This window comes from Erythrobacter sp. SN021, assembly GCF_021864455.1.
The window spans coordinates 1-16510 of record NZ_JAKKUW010000006.1; the positions used below are offsets into that span (position 1 = coordinate 1).

Annotated in this window: 13 protein-coding genes and 1 pseudogene; 9 read left to right on the plus strand and 5 right to left on the minus strand. The window is 61.3% G+C overall.

The features are described 5' to 3' along the window. Together L5849_RS12840 and L5849_RS12845 are read left to right on the plus strand one after the other, a co-directional pair. Window positions 1-149, plus strand: a pseudogene (locus tag L5849_RS12840) (electron transfer flavoprotein subunit alpha/FixB family protein); the annotation flags it as partial. Window positions 150-191: 42 nt separating this feature from the next. Next, entirely contained in the window at window positions 192-902 is a 711-nt protein-coding gene (locus L5849_RS12845; protein WP_236925910.1) for an enoyl-CoA hydratase-related protein, read from the plus strand. 71 nt (window positions 903-973) lie between these two features. On the opposite strand, the gene L5849_RS12850 is transcribed toward L5849_RS12845, so the two are convergent. The 3 genes from L5849_RS12850 to L5849_RS12860 all read right to left on the minus strand — a co-directional run bounded on the left by L5849_RS12850 (window position 974) and on the right by L5849_RS12860 (window position 3785). Continuing rightward, entirely contained in the window at window positions 974-2656 is a 1683-nt protein-coding gene (locus L5849_RS12850; RefSeq protein ID WP_236925911.1) for a BCCT family transporter, read from the minus strand. 193 nt (window positions 2657-2849) lie between these two features. Then, the gene (locus tag L5849_RS12855) at window positions 2850-3113 is read right to left on the minus strand and encodes a hypothetical protein (RefSeq protein WP_115416021.1); all 264 of its coding nucleotides are present in this window, start codon (window positions 3111-3113) and stop codon (window positions 2850-2852) included. A 51-nt stretch (window positions 3114-3164) separates the two neighbouring features. Then, complete coding sequence (locus L5849_RS12860; RefSeq protein WP_370459229.1) at window positions 3165-3785, minus strand: TetR/AcrR family transcriptional regulator; 621 nt, start codon at window positions 3783-3785, stop codon at window positions 3165-3167. A 131-nt stretch (window positions 3786-3916) separates the two neighbouring features. Here L5849_RS12860 and L5849_RS12865 point away from each other — a divergent pair, with 131 nt between their 5' ends. Then, entirely contained in the window at window positions 3917-6247 is a 2331-nt protein-coding gene (locus L5849_RS12865; protein ID WP_236925912.1) for a TonB-dependent receptor, read from the plus strand. A gap of 55 nt (window positions 6248-6302) precedes the next feature. Here L5849_RS12865 and L5849_RS12870 read toward each other — a convergent pair whose 3' ends face one another. Continuing rightward, window positions 6303-7604 carry a sulfotransferase gene (locus tag L5849_RS12870; RefSeq protein WP_236925913.1) on the minus strand — a complete coding sequence of 434 codons (1302 nt, stop codon included), beginning with the start codon at window positions 7602-7604 and terminating at the stop codon, window positions 6303-6305. Window positions 7605-7735: 131 nt separating this feature from the next. Here L5849_RS12870 and serS point away from each other — a divergent pair, with 131 nt between their 5' ends. The 3 genes from serS to L5849_RS12885 are packed head-to-tail and all read left to right on the plus strand — an operon-like array spanning window position 7736 to window position 10960. Continuing rightward, the gene (gene serS, locus L5849_RS12875) at window positions 7736-9016 is read left to right on the plus strand and encodes a serine--tRNA ligase (protein WP_236925914.1); all 1281 of its coding nucleotides are present in this window, start codon (window positions 7736-7738) and stop codon (window positions 9014-9016) included. Continuing rightward, window positions 9016-9780 carry a 5'/3'-nucleotidase SurE gene (gene surE, locus L5849_RS12880; protein WP_236925915.1) on the plus strand — a complete coding sequence of 255 codons (765 nt, stop codon included), beginning with the start codon at window positions 9016-9018 and terminating at the stop codon, window positions 9778-9780. Before serS ends, surE begins: the two co-directional genes overlap by 1 nt. 52 nt (window positions 9781-9832) lie before the next feature. Next, window positions 9833-10960 (plus strand): TrkA family potassium uptake protein, encoded by a 1128-nt coding sequence (locus tag L5849_RS12885; RefSeq protein WP_115416017.1) that lies wholly within the window; start codon window positions 9833-9835, stop codon window positions 10958-10960. On the opposite strand, the gene L5849_RS12890 is transcribed toward L5849_RS12885, so the two are convergent. Beyond that, window positions 10957-11355 carry a DUF1761 domain-containing protein gene (locus L5849_RS12890; RefSeq protein WP_115416016.1) on the minus strand — a complete coding sequence of 133 codons (399 nt, stop codon included), beginning with the start codon at window positions 11353-11355 and terminating at the stop codon, window positions 10957-10959. The two genes, L5849_RS12885 and L5849_RS12890, sit on opposite strands and share 4 nt — an antisense overlap. A gap of 77 nt (window positions 11356-11432) precedes the next feature. Between L5849_RS12890 and rimO the strand changes: the two genes are divergently transcribed. The 3 genes from rimO to L5849_RS12905 all read left to right on the plus strand — a co-directional run bounded on the left by rimO (window position 11433) and on the right by L5849_RS12905 (window position 16438). After that, window positions 11433-12806: a 30S ribosomal protein S12 methylthiotransferase RimO gene (rimO, locus tag L5849_RS12895; RefSeq protein ID WP_236925916.1), complete on the plus strand. Its 1374-nt coding sequence runs from the start codon at window positions 11433-11435 to the stop codon at window positions 12804-12806. Between the two features lie 242 nt (window positions 12807-13048). After that, on the plus strand, window positions 13049-15415 hold the full coding sequence (locus L5849_RS12900; RefSeq protein ID WP_236925917.1) for an EAL domain-containing protein: 2367 nt from the start codon (window positions 13049-13051) through the stop codon (window positions 15413-15415). A gap of 225 nt (window positions 15416-15640) precedes the next feature. After that, window positions 15641-16438 carry a transglutaminase family protein gene (locus tag L5849_RS12905; RefSeq protein ID WP_236925918.1) on the plus strand — a complete coding sequence of 266 codons (798 nt, stop codon included), beginning with the start codon at window positions 15641-15643 and terminating at the stop codon, window positions 16436-16438. The last annotated feature ends 72 nt before the right edge of the window (window positions 16439-16510 follow it).

The following is a 16510-nucleotide window of genomic DNA, read 5'->3' on the forward strand; positions in this document are numbered from 1 at the left end:
GCGCGATCCAGCACCTGGCGGGCATGAAGGATTCCAAGACCATCATCGCCATCAACAAGGACGAAGACGCCCCCATCTTCCAGGTCGCCGATATCGGCCTCGTCGGAGACCTCTTCAAAATCGTGCCAGAGCTCACCGAAAAGCTCTGATTGCATTGTGACGCATGTCGATGCCGATCGAGGAGAAGCGCCTTGCACGCCCCCCTGCTGAAATCCGAGCCCGCCGACGGGGTGATGCTACTCACCCTCAACCGGCCAGACGCCCGCAACGCGCTTAACTCGCCCCTCGCCGAGAACCTTCTCGAAGCACTCGCCGAACTTCGCGCCGATTCACACTGGCGAGCCTGTGTTCTCACCGGATCGGGCAGTTCCTTTTGCGCAGGGCTCGATCTGAAGGAATTCAGCGATCCGAGCCGGTCGAGAGCGCACATCGCCGATTCCATTTGCGCGGTAAGCGAGTCTGGCAAACCTGTCATCGCGGCCGTGAATGGCCCGGCCATCACCGGCGGCCTGGAACTGGCGCTACGCTGCGATTTCATCCTTGCTGGCGAAAGCGCGGTCTTTGCGGATACGCACGCCATGCTCGGGGCCTTTTCAGGGACCGGGCTGGCGAGCCTGCTGAGCGAGGCGGTGGGCACGCGATGGGCCAGTCAAGCAATGCTCACCGGCGAGAAGATCGACGCGCCGACTGCATTGAGGATTGGTCTGGTCAACGAGATCGTCGACGATCGGGCGCTGCCGGAGAGAGCCTGCCAGGTCGCCACAAGGGTCGCCGCGGCACCGCGGTCCGTTTCCGATGTCGCGCGAAGAACGCTCAAAGTGGCGGCCAGCCACACCCTGGCAGGCAAACTCCACGCCGAACATCAGATAATCCAGGCCTACAAGAGTGCCAAGGAAGGCTGAACCGCACTCCCGAATGCACAGGCGCAGAAGCGAAGGCAAAAGTCACTGCGCGATGGCAAGCACGAAAGGCGTTACTTTCCAGCCATCAGATCGGCACATCCCTGGGCAGTAGTGGGTACGCCGTGCCGTTTGCGCCTCAGATCGAAGACGACCGCCTTGAGGATCGAAACCGCCATTATGGCGACTACGAAGCTGAACGGCAGGGCTCCGATAATCATGGTGATCCGGATTGCATCGATCCCGCCGAGGATCAGCATGCTCCCGACGACGAATGCCAGTGCCGCGCCCCAGAAGAAAATATGGTGACGCTGTTCGCCTTCGCTGTCTCCGGCACCGTTGATGGTGTTGACAATCAGGATCGCGCTGTCCGTCGATGTGATCAGATAGGTCATCAGCAGGACGACAACGAGGCCCGAGACCAGCGTGGCGACCGCCGGATCGAGCAGAACAGCCAGCGTGGCATAAAGCTGGTCGGAAATGCCGGTGTCGACGATCGCGCCCTGGGCAGTTCCGCTCAGTTCGAGATCGATGGCTGTGCCGCCGACGATCGTCATCCACACAAAACACATGAGCGAGGGCACGAGAATCACGCCCAGGACATATTCGCGGATCGTTCGTCCGCGCGAAATCCGGGCGATGAACATGCCCACGAAAGGCGCAAAGGCGATCCACCATGCCCAATAGAACACGGACCAGTCGAGTTGCCATTGCACCAGCGCGTCGCCCATCGCGCCTCCGCCTTCGAACAGAGTAAGCGAATTCGGGATCAGCGTGCGCAGATAATCCCATAGACCCGTGCCCAAAAGACGCAGGCCGAACAGACCGGACCCGACAATCATGAACAGGGCGAGAAGTGCGAAAGACAGGGCCATATTGAGATTGGACAACCATTTGATCCCGCGGCCGACGCCGGAAAGCGCACTCAGCGTGGAGGCGCCGACTAGGACGACAAGAGCCAGGATCACAGCCATTGCCGAGGAGGACCCGTCACGATCGAGCAGCCAGTCTCCCATACCCAGCCGGGCGAGGCCCGCGATGAATTGTTCGACGCCAAGGCCCATGGTCACCGCGACCCCGAGGATCGTCGCCACGACCGCCACGATATCGACCAGATGGCCCCACCGCCCCGAAAGGTGCAGCCCGAACAACGGTGCAAGCGCCGATCGGATGGTAAGCGGCAAATCGCGCCGGTACGCCACATACCCAATCGCCAGCCCTACCAGCGCATATGTCCCCCAGGCAGCGAAGCCCCAGTGCAGGAACGTGTAGATATAGGCCGGTCGCACGGCTTCGACCGACCGCGCTTCGATCGCACCGCGAATGATTTCGGGATTGTTCGAGAAATGCGCCAGTGGCTCGCCGGTCGAATAGGTCAACATCCCGATACCGATGCCTGCGCCGAACAGCATGGCGAACCAGGAAAACCGGCCGAACTCGGGCTTCTCTCCGGGATTGCCGATCCGCAACTCGCCCGATTGCGGGATGATCGCCAGGGTGAGGCAGGCGAACATTAGGAAGGCGACTAGATAAACGTACCACCACGAAAACGAGGAAATGATGGTGGAATTGGCGGCGGTCAGGGTCTCGCTCGCGCTGACCGGGAAGAAAATCGCCCACATGATGAGCAGCGACACAATCACCTTCGATGGAATCGTCACTTCGCGACTGAAACCGTCGTAAAATCCACGTGATGCTGTCTTGATGGGCAGGTCGACCAATGGAGGCTCGATTGTGGTATCGGTCTCTCCGGTCATGCTGTCTCCTGCCCTGACGCCCTTGGAGAGGCGCGAAGTTTCTGATGTTTGAAGTTTCTGATGTTTCTGGGAAAGGTCGTTAGGCACGACCATAGAAAGCCTGCCGAAAGATGCAAATGCGCGCCATGTGTAAACCAAAAGGGCCGCCCTTGGATGCGGCCCCTGGGATTGTACTGGCGGTTGAGTTTGGTCGTCAGGCGGCCCGAGCCCTGCCGTTGCCATTTTCCGCGCGAGATGTTGGCTCGCCGGATGAACGGTTCTTTTCCTGCTGTCTCTTGTCGAGCACCGTTTTCGCGACATAGCCGCCCACACCGAGAGCGATCATAGCGGGAAGGCTCATGCGCCGCAGAACGGTAGTTGCGACGACGCCCAAGGCGGCTCCGCTCGCGCCTCCGATGCCACTTGTCTGCCTGGCGATTCGATCGCCCACGAATGCTCCGATGACCTTGCCTATCATGTCGATGCTCCTTCACAAGACCAACGGTAGCGTGAGCACGCGGTTCCGCGATCACTCGGCCGATCCGCCAATCCCGTTGGCTAGCATGGCATTGGCCCGGCGCGCGATTTCCTGGAAATCGGGATCGCCTTCGCGCGCCCAGATCACATAGCGCAGACCGAGAAAGACGTTCATTCCCATCAGTGCCCAGGCTTCGGGAGTGCCGAGACCCGGTAGGAATTCCTCGCTCTCCGCGCCTTTTTTCAAGCGCTCTTCGATCCGCGCGCCGATGGTCTCGTAATGCGCGCGATAGCTTTCGGGATCGACGAATTCCGCCTCGTCGATGATCCGGTATATTTCCTTATGCTCGGAAGCGAATTCGAGGAATGCGCGCAGGGCGACACGTTCCACTTCCAGCGCGCCCATCGACGGATCGAGCGCTTCGCGCGCCGCCTTGCCGACACCGGCGCTCATATCGGAGACGAGAGCGCGAAAGATCGCATCCTTGCTGTCGAAATAGGTATAGAACGTGCCCAGCGCGACACCGGCGCTACGCGTGATGCCGCTGATGGACGCCTCGTGAAAACCCCGCTCGGCAAACTCGGTTGCCGCTGCATCCAGTAGCTTGCGCAAGGTCCGCCGCCCGCGCTCCGTGCGCGGCGTCTTGTCGTTCAATTCGCCCGCCATTGTCATGCGCCGATCCCCCAACCCGAATGCCCCCTACCTATCAAACGGCACCCCTCGCGCAAGAACAAACTTGAAAGTTGGTTCAGGTTTCAGTATCGCTACCAGCAAGAGATAAAGATCGGGAGGGAGAATCCGAAATGCGTTCGACCAGAATTCTAGCCGCAAGCCTGCTCTGCAGCGCAGCCACGACAGCACTCATTGCCGCGCCCGTGCAGGCGCAATCGGCTGAAGACGCGATCTCGGAAGCTGCCCCTGCCGCCGACGAAGATGTCATCATCGTCACCGCCCGACGCCGAGAAGAAAGACTGCTGGACGTGCCCGTGGCCGTGAGTGCCATCAGCGGCGAGCAGCTTTCGCAGCGGGGTGCTCTCGACATTACCGATGTCGGGCAGACCGTGCCCAATGTCACGCTCGAGGCCAGTCGCGCGACCAATTCCACCCTGTCCGCCTTCATCCGCGGGATCGGCCAGCAGGACCCGGTTTCCGGCTTCGAGCAGGGCGTCGGCATCTATCTCGACGATGTCTATCTCAACCGCCCGCAGGCGGCGGTGCTCGATATCTACGACGTCGAGCGGATCGAGGTCCTGCGCGGCCCGCAGGGTACGCTCTACGGCCGCAATACGATCGGCGGCGCGGTCAAATATGTCACCCGGCGCCTGCCGCAGGACACCGCGCTGAAAGTGCGCGCGACCTATGGCACTTACGATCAGGCGGAAGGCGTCATCACCGCCTCGACCCCGCTTGGCGACTTGGCCCGTATCGGCGGGTCGATCGCGCGGCTTTCGCGCGGCGGTTTCGGCGACAATCTCACCACCGGCCTTGAAAACTACAACAAGGATATCTGGGCCGGCCGCGCGAGCCTCGAGCTTGGCGGCTATGGCGAGCCGGTCTTTATCCGCGTGCAGGGCGATTACACCAAAGACAAGAGCAATCCGCGCGGTGGCCACCGGCTGATCCCGGGGCTCGTTTCGGGCGCGCCGGTTCTCGACAATGTCTTCGACACGCGCGGGGCGCTCAACGATCCGGAACAGGAAGTCGAATCCTACGGCCTGTCGCTGCATGCGGAGGTCGAACTGAGCGATGCGCTGACCTTCCGTTCGATCTCGGCATGGAGGAAGGACGACAGCTTCACCCCGATCGATTTCGACGCGCTTCCGGCGGTCGACCTCGATGTGCCCGGCGCCTATTTCAACGAGCAGCTCAGCCAGGAATTCCAGCTCGTCTGGGACGATGGCGGGCCGTTCAGCGGGTTGCTCGGCTTCTATTATCTCGACGCCAAGGCCGACACGCTGTTCGACGTGCGCCTTTTCACCACCTTCGCAGGGTTTACCGCCTTCACCCAGGCCAATGTGGATACCGAAACCTATGCCATCTTCGGCGATTTCACCTACGATCTGAACGAGCAATTCAGCCTGTCGGTCGGCGGGCGCTACACCTGGGATGAACGCAGCGCCGAAATCCTCCGCCAGAACTATCTGGGCGGCGGTTCACCGGTCTTCGGCGGTGCCGGCGTTCCTTTCGGCGGGCCGAGCACCGACTTCGAAGGTAGCCGCGAGTTCAAGAAATTCACGCCCCGGGCCTCGATAAGCTTCAAGCCCACGCCCGATCACAATATTTATGCAAGCTATTCAAAAGGCTTCAAGGGCGGCGGTTTCGATCCACGCGGGGTCGGCCTCAATGCGCCCACCACGACGCAGGGAGGCCCGACCGACCAAGAGGTCGCCGACTTCCTGAGTTTCGCGCCCGAGGAAGTCGACAGCTACGAGATCGGTTACAAGGGCAATATCGGTATCCTGAACATCGCCGCAGCGGCCTTCTATGCCGACTACACCGACGTTCAGATTCCGGGCTCGGTCGCGTGTCAGGTCGGGGGCGTGACGACCTTCTGCGGCGTCGTCTCCAATGCGGGCAAGGCCACCTTCAAGGGCCTCGAACTAGAGGCCAATGCGCGCTTCCCCGGCGGGTTCGGCCTTGCCGGATCGCTCGGCTATATCGACGCGCAATATGACGAATACATCACCAATATCGGCAATACGCCGACCGATGTGGCGGAATCCCGCGTGGTTCAGAACACGCCCGAGCTAACCGGCAGCATCACCGCCAGCTATGATACGCCGGTGGGCGCAGGCGATCTCTATCTCGCAACGACGCTGTCCTACCGCAGCAAGACGAGCCAGTTCGAGATTCCGAACCCCTTCCTCGACCAGGACGGCTTTGCGCTGCTCGATGCGAGCGTGGTCTATACGGCCCCCGGCAATCGCTGGAGCGTGGGGCTCTACGGCAAGAACCTGCTCGACAAGGAGTACAAGACCAGCGGCTATACCTTTGTGAGGACCGATCCAAGGACGGGCGCGATCCAGAATGGTGCGAACGGATACCCCATTCCGACCCTCGGCCCCGAAGGCACGTTGACGGCCTTCTACGGCAACCCGAGGCAGGTCTTCGCTTCGGTAACCTTCACCTACTGATCCATCCGGATCGCAAGAGGGGTCGGACGCCTGGCTTCCGGCCCCTTTTTCGTGCCTATTTGGCTACCCGCCTAGGCATGGGCGCCGCCCGTCCTTCCACCGGGATGCCGTATGTCTCGGTATAGTCGGCGAAGCGTTCGTTCACCTCGCCTTCGCTGAGGCCGAATTCTTCCAGGCTGTAGCGGTGCGGGTTGCGCTTCAGATTGGCCGAACGGTCGAGATAGCGCTGCATTCCCGGCACCGCCGGTCCCATGTCGAGGCCGAGGAAACGATAGACCCGCTCCATCGTTTCGCGCCAGTCCCGCTCCATATCCTCATATTGCACATCGATCATGCGGTCGCGCGGGATGGCATCGCGCGCCGATCGCATCTTCGCGATCATCTGCTCGGTCTTGTCGAGCCACTGCCGCCCGGTTTCCTCAGGCGATACGCGATCGGTGTAGATCGTCGTCTGGTTCCACGCGAGCGAGGCGGCGCTGCCGACCACCTGCCGTGGATCGCGGTGGGTAAAAATCAGCCGCGCGTCGGGAAACACTTCGAGCAGCGCGGGCAGATCGAGCATGTGCTGCGGGGTTTTGAGGATCCAAGGCCGCAGCGAGCTTTCCTGCTGCGACCAGCCGATCAGCCGCAGCAGATTGGCCATGTGGCGATAGGCAGGCACGGCGGATTCGCTCGCACACCACTCGGAATATCCCGGCACATGCCACTGCGCTTCCCATTTCATCCCGTACATCGAGGCGGCAACCAGGCCGAGCTCCTCCTCGGGCTCGAACGGCCCGGTCGGGTGGATCGACAGCGTGCGCGGATTGGCCAGCCGCGCCACCTTGAGGATGCGGCTCGCAAGCTTGGGCCGGAAATCTTCCGCCTCGCCCGCCAGCACTGCCTCGAATTCGGGGCGCGGCACGGGGCTGATCGTCTCGAAGCTGCGCAAATGGGCAAAGCGTTTATCGCTCGCCAGCAGCCGGTGCAGCCGGGTCGTTCCCGACCGCATCGGACCGACGATCACCACGGGGTTCTTCAGCGGCCGGGCGAGGATTTCGGGATGCCGGGCAAACCACATCTGGGTGTAGAGCCGGTCGCGCAGCACATGATGGAACATCTTCATGGCGGAGAAATCGCCCGCCGCATTGAGCTGTGCCTCGTGCCGAACACTGTCGAGCAGCACGTCGAACGGGCGTTCGAACCACCGATCACCGAAATCGTCGAGGCCGGTCGCGTCAACCGCTTGTTCCAGCAAGACGTTCCTGTCGAGCCGCGCCGGATCGATCAATCCCAGCCTGCGCCCAACCCGGATCACGCCATCCGCGATATCGATGAAGCGGGTTCGGCGTGGCGGCTGGATCGGCTGGTCGTTCAAGCTGGATGGCCTTTTCAAGCTCTTGGAATTGCCCCTGAACGAGTGGGGACTAGAACGGTGCCCCGGAAAGGACAAGGGCGGGGCCGCGAAGTGTCTGGCCAAGGCCAATACGAAAAGGCATAGGCCCGGCCATGCACGATATCGCCTTTATTCGAGCCAACCCGTCCGACTTCGATACCGCCCTTGCCCGCCGCGGGGCGGAGCCGGTGGCCGACCGCATCGTCGCGCTCGACGCCAAGAAGCGCGAGGCGGCAACCCGGGTCCAGCAGGCGCAGAGTCGCCGCAACGAGGCCTCCAAGGCAATCGGCCAGGCAATGGGCCAGGGCGATAAGGACAAAGCCGAAGCGCTGAAGGCCGAAGTGGCCGAGATCAAGGCGAACATGCCCGAATGGGAAGAGGCCGAGCGCGCTGCGGGAACCGAGCTGCACGATCTGCTCGCCACCCTGCCCAACCTGCCCGCAGACGACGTGCCGCAAGGGGCGGACGAGACCGACAATGTCGAGCAGCACCAGTGGGGCACGAAGCGCGAATTCGATTTCGAGCCCAAGGAACATGCCGATATCGGCCCCGCGCTCGGCATGGATTTCGAAACCGGCACCAAGCTGTCGGGCGCGCGCTTTACCTTCCTGCGCGGCGACATCGCCCGCCTCCATCGCGCGCTCGCGCAGTTCATGCTCGACAAGCAAACGCGCGAGAACGGCTATACCGAATGCAACCCGCCCGTGCTGGTGGGCGACGATGCCATGTACGGCACCGACAAGCTGCCCAAGTTTGCGGAGGACAGCTTTCACACCACCGACGATCGCTGGCTGGTTCCGACCTCGGAAGTCCCCCTCACCTATTCGGTCGCGGGCGACATCCTGCCCGATCTGGCCGAGCCGATCCGCCTGACCGCGCACACACTCTGTTTTCGTTCCGAAGCCGGTTCCGCCGGGCGCGATACGCGAGGGTTCATCCGCCAGCACCAGTTCGAAAAGGTCGAGCTGGTCAGCGTCTGCCGCCCCGAAGACAGCGAGGCCGAGCACGAGCGCATGACCAAATGCGCCGAAGGCGTGCTCGAGGCGCTGAACCTGCCCTATCGCCGCATGCTGCTGTGCACCGGCGACATGGGCTTCGGCGCGCGCAAAACCTACGATCTCGAAGTATGGCTGCCCGGCCAGGGTGCCTGGCGCGAGATTTCGTCTTGCTCGAACACGGGCGATTTTCAGGCGCGCCGCATGAATGCGCGCTATCGCCCCGAAGGCGAGAAGAAGACCGCCTTCGTCCATACCCTCAATGGTTCGGGCCTCGCCGTCGGCCGCACGCTGGTCGCGGTGATGGAAAACTACCAGCAGGCCGATGGCAGCGTCACCGTGCCGCAATGCCTTGCGCCCTATATGGGCGGCGTAACCAGACTGGAGCCGATATCCTGATGCGTATCCTGCTCACCAATGACGATGGCATCCACGCACCGGGCCTCGAAGTGCTCGAAGCGATTGCGCGCCAGTTTTCGGACGATATCTGGATCTGCGCGCCCGACGAGGAACAATCGGGCATGGGCCATGCGCTCACCCTCACCCGCCCGGTGCGGCTGCGCAAGCACGGCGAGCGCCGGTTCTCGGTCACCGGAACGCCGACCGATGCGGTCACGATGGGTCTGCGCAAGGTGATCGAGGCACAGCCCGATGTCATCCTGTCGGGCGTCAATCGCGGCGCGAACCTGGCCGACGACATCACCTATTCGGGCACCGTTTCGGCGGCCATCGAAGGTGCGCTGGCCGGTGTGCGCTCGATCGCGCTGAGTCAGGTCTATGCGAAAGAGGGCATGGGCGAAAACGGCCCTTTCGGCCCGGCGACGGAATGGGGCGCGAAAGTGCTGGCGCCGCTGCTCGACACGCCGCTACCCAAGCGCACGCTGGTCAATGTGAACTTTCCGCCTGTGCCTCCGTCCGAAGTGAAAGGCATCCGCGCGGTGCGCCAGGGCTTTCACGATTACTCGCGCGGGACGGTAGTCGAAGGCCGCGATCCACGCGGATTCCAGTATTACTGGTTCGGCCTCGAAGCGATCGAGCACACGCTCGACCATGGCACCGATCTCGAAGCAATCGACGAGGGGTATATTTCGGTGACCCCGCTTCAACTCGACCTCACCCACCACTCTTCGCTCGGCGCGCTGGCCGAGCGCTTCGAAGGGTGATCCCGCGCTATCCTATTGACCCTGCGTGCTTCCGCGCGCACCAAGGCTCGCGATGAGCAGCGACAAGCAGGTCGACAGGATCGCCCCTACCAATCCGCCCCGCAGCTATCGCGGGCCGCGGTTCCAGCCGCTCAGGCGCGCGGTCAAGCTCCCGGTCTGGGGCGATCTCGGTATCCGGCTCGGTCTGGCGCTGTTCCTGATTTTCATCGTCATCATGGTCCACTGGTGGGACCGCGAAGGATTGGTCGACAATCTCGACGGCGAGGTCAGCTTCCTCGACGTCATCTATTTCACGATGATATCGATTACTACCACAGGCTTTGGCGATATCGCCCCGATTTCGGACCGTGCGCGACTCGTCGAAGCGGTCATTGTGACTCCGATCCGCTTTGCCGTCTTCTTCATCTTCGTCGGCACGGCGTATAATTTCATCATCAAGCGCAGCTGGGAGAAATGGCGCATGGCCCGCATCCAAGAACAGCTCTCCGATCACATCGTCGTGCTTGGCTATGGCATATCCGGCTCCGAAGCGGTCAGCGAACTGATCGAGCGCGGCACGGACCCATCCTGTATCGTCGTAATCGATCCCAGCGAAGACAGGCTCTCAGAAGCCGAAGCGCTGGGCTGCAATGTCATGGCCGCCGATGCCACGCGCGACCAGACGCTCAAGGCAGTGCGGATTGCCGAGGCTCAGAACGTCCTCGTATCGGCCGGACGCGACGATACCACGATACTGATAACCCTGACTGTGCGCGCGCTCGCCCCCAATGTTCCGATCAGTGCCGTCGTGCGCGCCGATGACAACGAATCGCTCGCGCGCCAGGCGGGCGCCGACAATGTCATCAATCCCGTGCGCTTTACCGGCCTGCTGCTCGCCGGCAGCGCCAAAGGGGAACATATCGCCGAATATCTCGCTGACCTCGCCAGTGTCACCGGCCGAGTCCAACTGGTCGAGCGTGAGATCACCGAGGAAGAATGTGGCAGCGCTATCGGCGAGCTGCGAACCGGGGGCCGGGGCTTGCGGGTCTATCGCGACGGCAGAGCGCTCGGTTTCTGGGAAGACGAATGCCAGCGCTTGCAGCCAGGCGACGTGGTGGTCGAAATCGTGCCCACGACCAATGGCGAAACCAAGGGCGACGGGCACGCTCGCGAGGACCGCAAAAGGAGGCTTGAGGATTAACGGAAATACAGGAAGACACCGCCCATCGCCGCCATACCCACGATGAAGTGACCGGCATCGATAAGGAAATGGGCCAGCGTCTTTCGTAGGTAGAGGTAGTTGATCCCGATGGCCGGGGTCATGATCGTGGCGCCAAATCCGATTGCCATCATCATCACCGCCCGGTCGCTGGCGCCGGTACGGACGATCAGATGCCACAACGTCATCGCAATCACGACTTCTGCAAGGAATGTCAGGCCGAAGATCAGCGCCATATTTCCGCCCTGAAGCTGCTCGTCGCTAATGCCCGCCGCCTTTTGCCACGCCTTGCTGAACAGCACTCCGTACCAGATGGCCCCCACCAGAAAGAATGCCAGCGCGCCAAGCAGCACAGGCAACCAGTTGATCTCACCCATTTCTCCGTCTCCTTCGAACACCCGATGCGCTCTAAGCTAGCGCAAAGCCGCCCACGGGTGTAGAGGCGCGCGCAATCATGAGCACGACCACTACCCCGATCCCCGACCAGAAGAAGGTCGGTATGGTTTCCCTCGGCTGTCCCAAGGCGCTGGTCGATTCCGAGCGCATCCTCACCCGCCTACGCGCCGACGGCTATGCGATGAGCCCGGATTATGCCGGTGCCGACGTGGTGCTGGTGAATACCTGCGGCTTTCTCGATTCCGCCAAGGAAGAAAGCCTGCAGGCCATTGGCGAGGCGATTGCCGAGAATGGCCGCGTCATCGTGACCGGCTGCATGGGCGAGGAAGCCGACGCCATTCGCGCGGCGCATCCCAGTGTTCTGGCGGTGACGGGCGCGCATCAATACGAAGCCGTGGTCGAGGCAGTACACGAACACGCCCCGCCCAGCCAAGGCCCCTTCATCGACCTGATCCCCCAGCCCGATGTCAAACTGACGCCCCGCCACTACAGCTATCTGAAGATCTCCGAAGGCTGCAATCATTCCTGCGCCTTCTGCATCATCCCGGACCTGCGTGGGAAGCTCGCCAGCCGCCGGATCGATGCTGTTCTGCGCGAAGCGGAAAAGCTGGTCGCGGCAGGCACGAAGGAACTGCTGGTCATCAGCCAGGACACCAGTGCCTATGGCGTCGATACGCGGCACGAGAGCCGTATGTGGAAAGGCCGCGAAGTGCGCGCGCACATGACCGATCTCGCGCGCGAGCTGGGCCAGCTCGACATAGGCGGCGGCGCCCCGCCATGGGTGAGGCTGCATTATGTCTACCCCTATCCCCATGTCGACGCGGTAATTCCGTTGATGGCGGAGGGGCTGCTTACGCCCTATCTCGATATCCCGTTTCAGCATGCGAGCCCCAAGGTGCTGCGCGCGATGAAACGTCCGGCAAACGAGGCCAAGGTTCTCGAACGCCTCAAGTCGTGGCGCGAGACCTGTCCCGAAATCGCCATCCGTTCGAGCTTCGTGGTCGGCTTCCCCGGCGAAACCGAAGGGGATTTCCAGTACCTGCTCGATTGGCTCGAGGAAGCCCAGCTCGACCGTGTCGGTGCCTTCCGCTTCGAGCCCGTCGAAGGCGCACGGGCCAACAGCCTCCCCGACCCTGTGCCGGAAGACATCAAGGAAGACCGCTACGCCCGGATCATGGAAGTCACCGAACGGATCAGCGCGGCGAAGCTCGCGGCCAAAGTGGGGGCCACAATTCCGGTCATCATCGACGAAGTCGGCGAACCGGATGAAGATGGCGACATCGGCGCAACCGGGCGCAGCCAGGCAGACGCGCCGGAGATCGACGGGGCGGTTTACCTGCGCAATGTGCCGAACTCCCTCGCGGCGGGCGATATCGTAACTGTCTCAATAGAGGACAGTGACGCGCACGACTTGTATGGAGCGGTACACTGATACGGCCACATCCGGGCTGTTAACCCCGCCGGGTTACCTTTCCCCCGTGCGCTTATCCAATTCAATCGGAACGGGAAATCGTCCCCGGATGATCCGCAAATCCAGCCGCGGTTCGAATTTCGTTCAGGCAAGTTCCTAAACCCGCATTAACCTTCGCAACCCCCGAAACTCTTGGGGCAGGGGGTTGCAGCGAGAGGACCATCAAGCCTTTCTTAAACTTAAGAGCGCCATAAGGGCGTTCGATGGGTGAAACACGCATCTTGAAGGCGGCAGAGGCAATCGTCGGTGGCGGACGCGCGCTGCTCAGCAGGCGCCTGTTCGAACGCCTACGACACCTGTTTTGGGCGGGGTTGATTACGCTTGCCACATACGCCGTTCTTCTGTTCGAACCGGTCGATCAGTTCCTCTGGCTGATCCAATCGCGCATCGCCGACCGGCATCCATCCGGTGACGTCGTGTTTGTCGGCTCCGACGAAGCGCTCAACGATCCCACCGCGCCGGAGCGGCGATATAAAGTGGCCGCAGCGCTCGACGAGCTCGATCGGCTCGGCGTCGGCAAGGTCTTCCTCGATGTCACGTTCGAAACGTCCGACAATCCGGCTGCCGACGCGCGGCTTGCCCGCGCAATTGCCGATCTCGGTCCCCGCATCACATTGGTCGATCAAATTGTTGCTGGGACAGGGAGCGAGAGAATACTCCGAAAAACGTCACCCGATATCGCAAGTCCGGCCGGGCGTGTCGTATCGGATCAGACTGATCGGAACTTCTTCGGTTTCGCATGGGAGATCCACTATGGGTACGAAGTAAATGGCTCTTTAGTCCGGTCGCTTGGCGCAGCAATTGGCGGAGTTAGCGAGCCCAGCAGAAAGAAATTCTCCGTAGACTATGGCTTTGCCAGTCAAGAAATCCCTTTTCTTCCGTTAACTGCTCTAAACAGTGGCAACCCAAGAGCAACACGGCCACCGGTCGATATTACCGGTAAGGCAGTAGTTTTTGGTCATACAAACATTGTTCCAGGGACACAGCAACCAATTCCGGGCCGCGTGAATGCGCCAGCGAGCGTTATTGATATTTATGCTGGCGAAACACTTAAGGCAGGCAACACGCGGTACCTTCGGGCCACTACGATACTGTCAATATTCGCCTTACTCTTAATCGCAGCACTTCTTGCTTGTCGAACACGCAAGCGTAGGTGGGTGGCATATGCGGCCATTTTTCTCACGATCCCGGCCCTCTTCGTTGCCTCATCCAAACTCGGAACCCGGCTTGATCTATCCTACGCCCTGGGTTTTCTTGGGTTTTATGCGGCTTTCCGCTGGCGCGCACGGTGGAAGCGCCGTGTCGAGATGGTGAACAGCGAAACCGGCCTGCCAAAACTTCGCGCTCTCGAAAGCCGACTCATACGTGACAAAACCGGAAGCGGCCATGTCGTCATCGCCAAAATCCAGAACTACGAACGTGTTCTCAAGACCTTACGCTCGGACGATAAAGGGAGCTATGTCCTCAAACTTGTCGACCGATTGCGCGCGGCCGATCCCAATCTGGCCATCTATAGCGATGGGCACCATCTGGGCTGGCATGTAGCAAGCGACGACACCAATGCGGTAACCGATCACCTCGAGGGCTTGCGCGCCATTTTCGCCGCACCCGTTCAGGTCGGCGGGTTCTCGGTGGATGTGGGGATCACGTTCGGCGTTGCGGCGATCGATGATGATCCGACCGTTCGGTTAGCGGCCGCCATCGCCGCCGCCGAAGAGACCTCGGAAGCCCACAATCCTATCGCAGTTGCCGAAACGGGGTCGCAAAGCGACCTGTTGTGGGACATCTCCCTGCGGGCACGGATCGACGAGGCGATGGAGGCCGGCGAGATCTATTGCGTCTATCAACCCAAGATCGACCTCGCATCCAAGTCGATTGCCGGTGTGGAAGCCCTCGTCAGATGGCACGATCCCGCACGCGGCTTCATTTCGCCCCAGCACTTCATCCAGCAGTGCGAAAAAGCGGGACGGATGGAGCATTTGACCCGCTATGTTCTGCAAAGCGCCTGTTCGGCCGGACAATTGCTCCATTTTCGCGGGCGCGTAATCTCCATGGCAGTCAATATCTCGGCCACCCTTCTCGGCGATATGCGGATCGCCGGTATCGTCCGCAACGTTCTGCAGGCAACGCGTTTCGATCCCTCGTATCTGACCCTGGAAATCACCGAAACAGCACGCATTTCCGACCATACCGTCGCGGCGAGTATTCTCGAGGAACTCAGATCCCTCGGCGTCAAGATTTCGATGGATGATTTCGGCGTCGGCGCCGCCAGCTTCGAAGCCTTCTACGAACTGCCCTTCGACGAGCTGAAAATCGACAGGCTCTTCGTTGCCAATATGGCGAAGGACCCCAAGGCAAGGGCCATCGTATCGAGCATAGCCGCAATGGGCCGCGAGGCGCGAATCACCGTGGTGGCGGAGGGTCTGGAAAACCCGCAAGACATCGTTCTTTTTGAGGAAGCGGGCTGCCAGCAGGTCCAGGGTTTCGCATTTTCGCGCCCCTTATCTCTATCTGATCTTCTGGAATATCAAGACTTTACTCTAAACAGGCCAGCCGCAAACATGGTTTAAACTTTACAAACGCTTATGGTTAATGACATATAACTCCTGAAGTAACAGGAGGTACGACCATGTGGAGCATCTGGAAGTGGCTGTTCAGCGAAGACTGAGCGTTACCGCCACATAGAATTCGAAGGGCCCCGTTTCGGGGCCCTTTTTCGTTTTCGCGGGGGTTCCCGGGCGCCGCTCACGGCATAAGGACGAAACCTCCCCGCCTCTCCCTCGTTGACCGGCCATATGCCGATCTCCATCGAAACCCGCTTCGCCTTCCACCTCGCTGCACCGACGGATATCCTGTTGCAGTTCGAAGCTGCTGCAATCCCCGAGCAGACTATCCTTTCGAGCGATACCGATCTGGACCCGGACGAGCGGTGCGCGCGTGTTTCGGCGCAGCACGACATCGGCGAACGGATCTGGATCAGGGCGCAAGGCGAGTGCACCGTCGCCTATCGCGCACGTGTCGATATCGAACGACAGGTTTCCAATCTGGAAGAGCTGTCTGCCCTGCCCGCCCACCACCTGCCAGGCGAAGCGGTGGAATATCTCTTCGACAGTCGGTACTGCCCGGCGGACGACTTCCAGTCTTTCGTCGATGCACAGTTCGGCGATACCGCGGGCGGCGCGCGCATCGCTCGGATGAGGGACTGGATCGGCGAAAATTTCACCTATGTTCCCGGCGTATCGGATTCCGGGACCGGCGCCGCCCAGAGCTTCATTGCGCGGCAGGGTATCTGCCGCGATTATGCCCATGTCCTGATTGCCCTCGCGCGCGCCAGTGCGATTCCCGCACGCTACGTCGCCTGTTACGCCCCCGGGGTTGATCCGCCCGACTTTCACGCGGTTGCCGAAGTCTTCCTTGCCGACCCGGCGACACCCGCCGGGGGGACATGGCAACTGGTCGATCCGACCGGGATGGCCGATCCTTCCCAGACCGTGAAGATCGGCGTTGGACGCGATGCCGCGGATGTGAGCTTTCTCACAAGCTTCGGGCCAAGCGACTTCCGCACGAGTTCGGTTTCGGTTTCGCAAGAATAGGAATGCAGCCGACTGGTGTGCTCGCTCTCGCACTGATACCCGAACTCACGAGGAGCAATGACACGATGATCG

Excerpts from the sequence above, each read along its gene's own strand:
- L5849_RS12905 (WP_236925918.1), top strand. The coding sequence starts at position 15,641 with ATGCCGATCTCCATCGAAACCCGCTTCGCCTTCCACCTCGCTGCACCG.
- L5849_RS12900 (WP_236925917.1), top strand. The coding sequence starts at position 13,049 with ATGGGTGAAACACGCATCTTGAAGGCGGCAGAGGCAATCGTCGGTGGC.
- L5849_RS12865 (WP_236925912.1), top strand. The coding sequence starts at position 3,917 with ATGCGTTCGACCAGAATTCTAGCCGCAAGCCTGCTCTGCAGCGCAGCC.
- L5849_RS12885 (WP_115416017.1), top strand. The coding sequence starts at position 9,833 with ATGAGCAGCGACAAGCAGGTCGACAGGATCGCCCCTACCAATCCGCCC.
- serS (WP_236925914.1), top strand. The coding sequence starts at position 7,736 with ATGCACGATATCGCCTTTATTCGAGCCAACCCGTCCGACTTCGATACC.
- rimO (WP_236925916.1), top strand. The coding sequence starts at position 11,433 with ATGAGCACGACCACTACCCCGATCCCCGACCAGAAGAAGGTCGGTATG.
- surE (WP_236925915.1), top strand. The coding sequence starts at position 9,016 with ATGCGTATCCTGCTCACCAATGACGATGGCATCCACGCACCGGGCCTC.
- L5849_RS12890 (WP_115416016.1), bottom strand. The coding sequence starts at position 11,355 with ATGGGTGAGATCAACTGGTTGCCTGTGCTGCTTGGCGCGCTGGCATTC.
- L5849_RS12860 (WP_370459229.1), bottom strand. The coding sequence starts at position 3,785 with ATGACAATGGCGGGCGAATTGAACGACAAGACGCCGCGCACGGAGCGC.
- L5849_RS12855 (WP_115416021.1), bottom strand. The coding sequence starts at position 3,113 with ATGATAGGCAAGGTCATCGGAGCATTCGTGGGCGATCGAATCGCCAGG.
- L5849_RS12850 (WP_236925911.1), bottom strand. The coding sequence starts at position 2,656 with ATGACCGGAGAGACCGATACCACAATCGAGCCTCCATTGGTCGACCTG.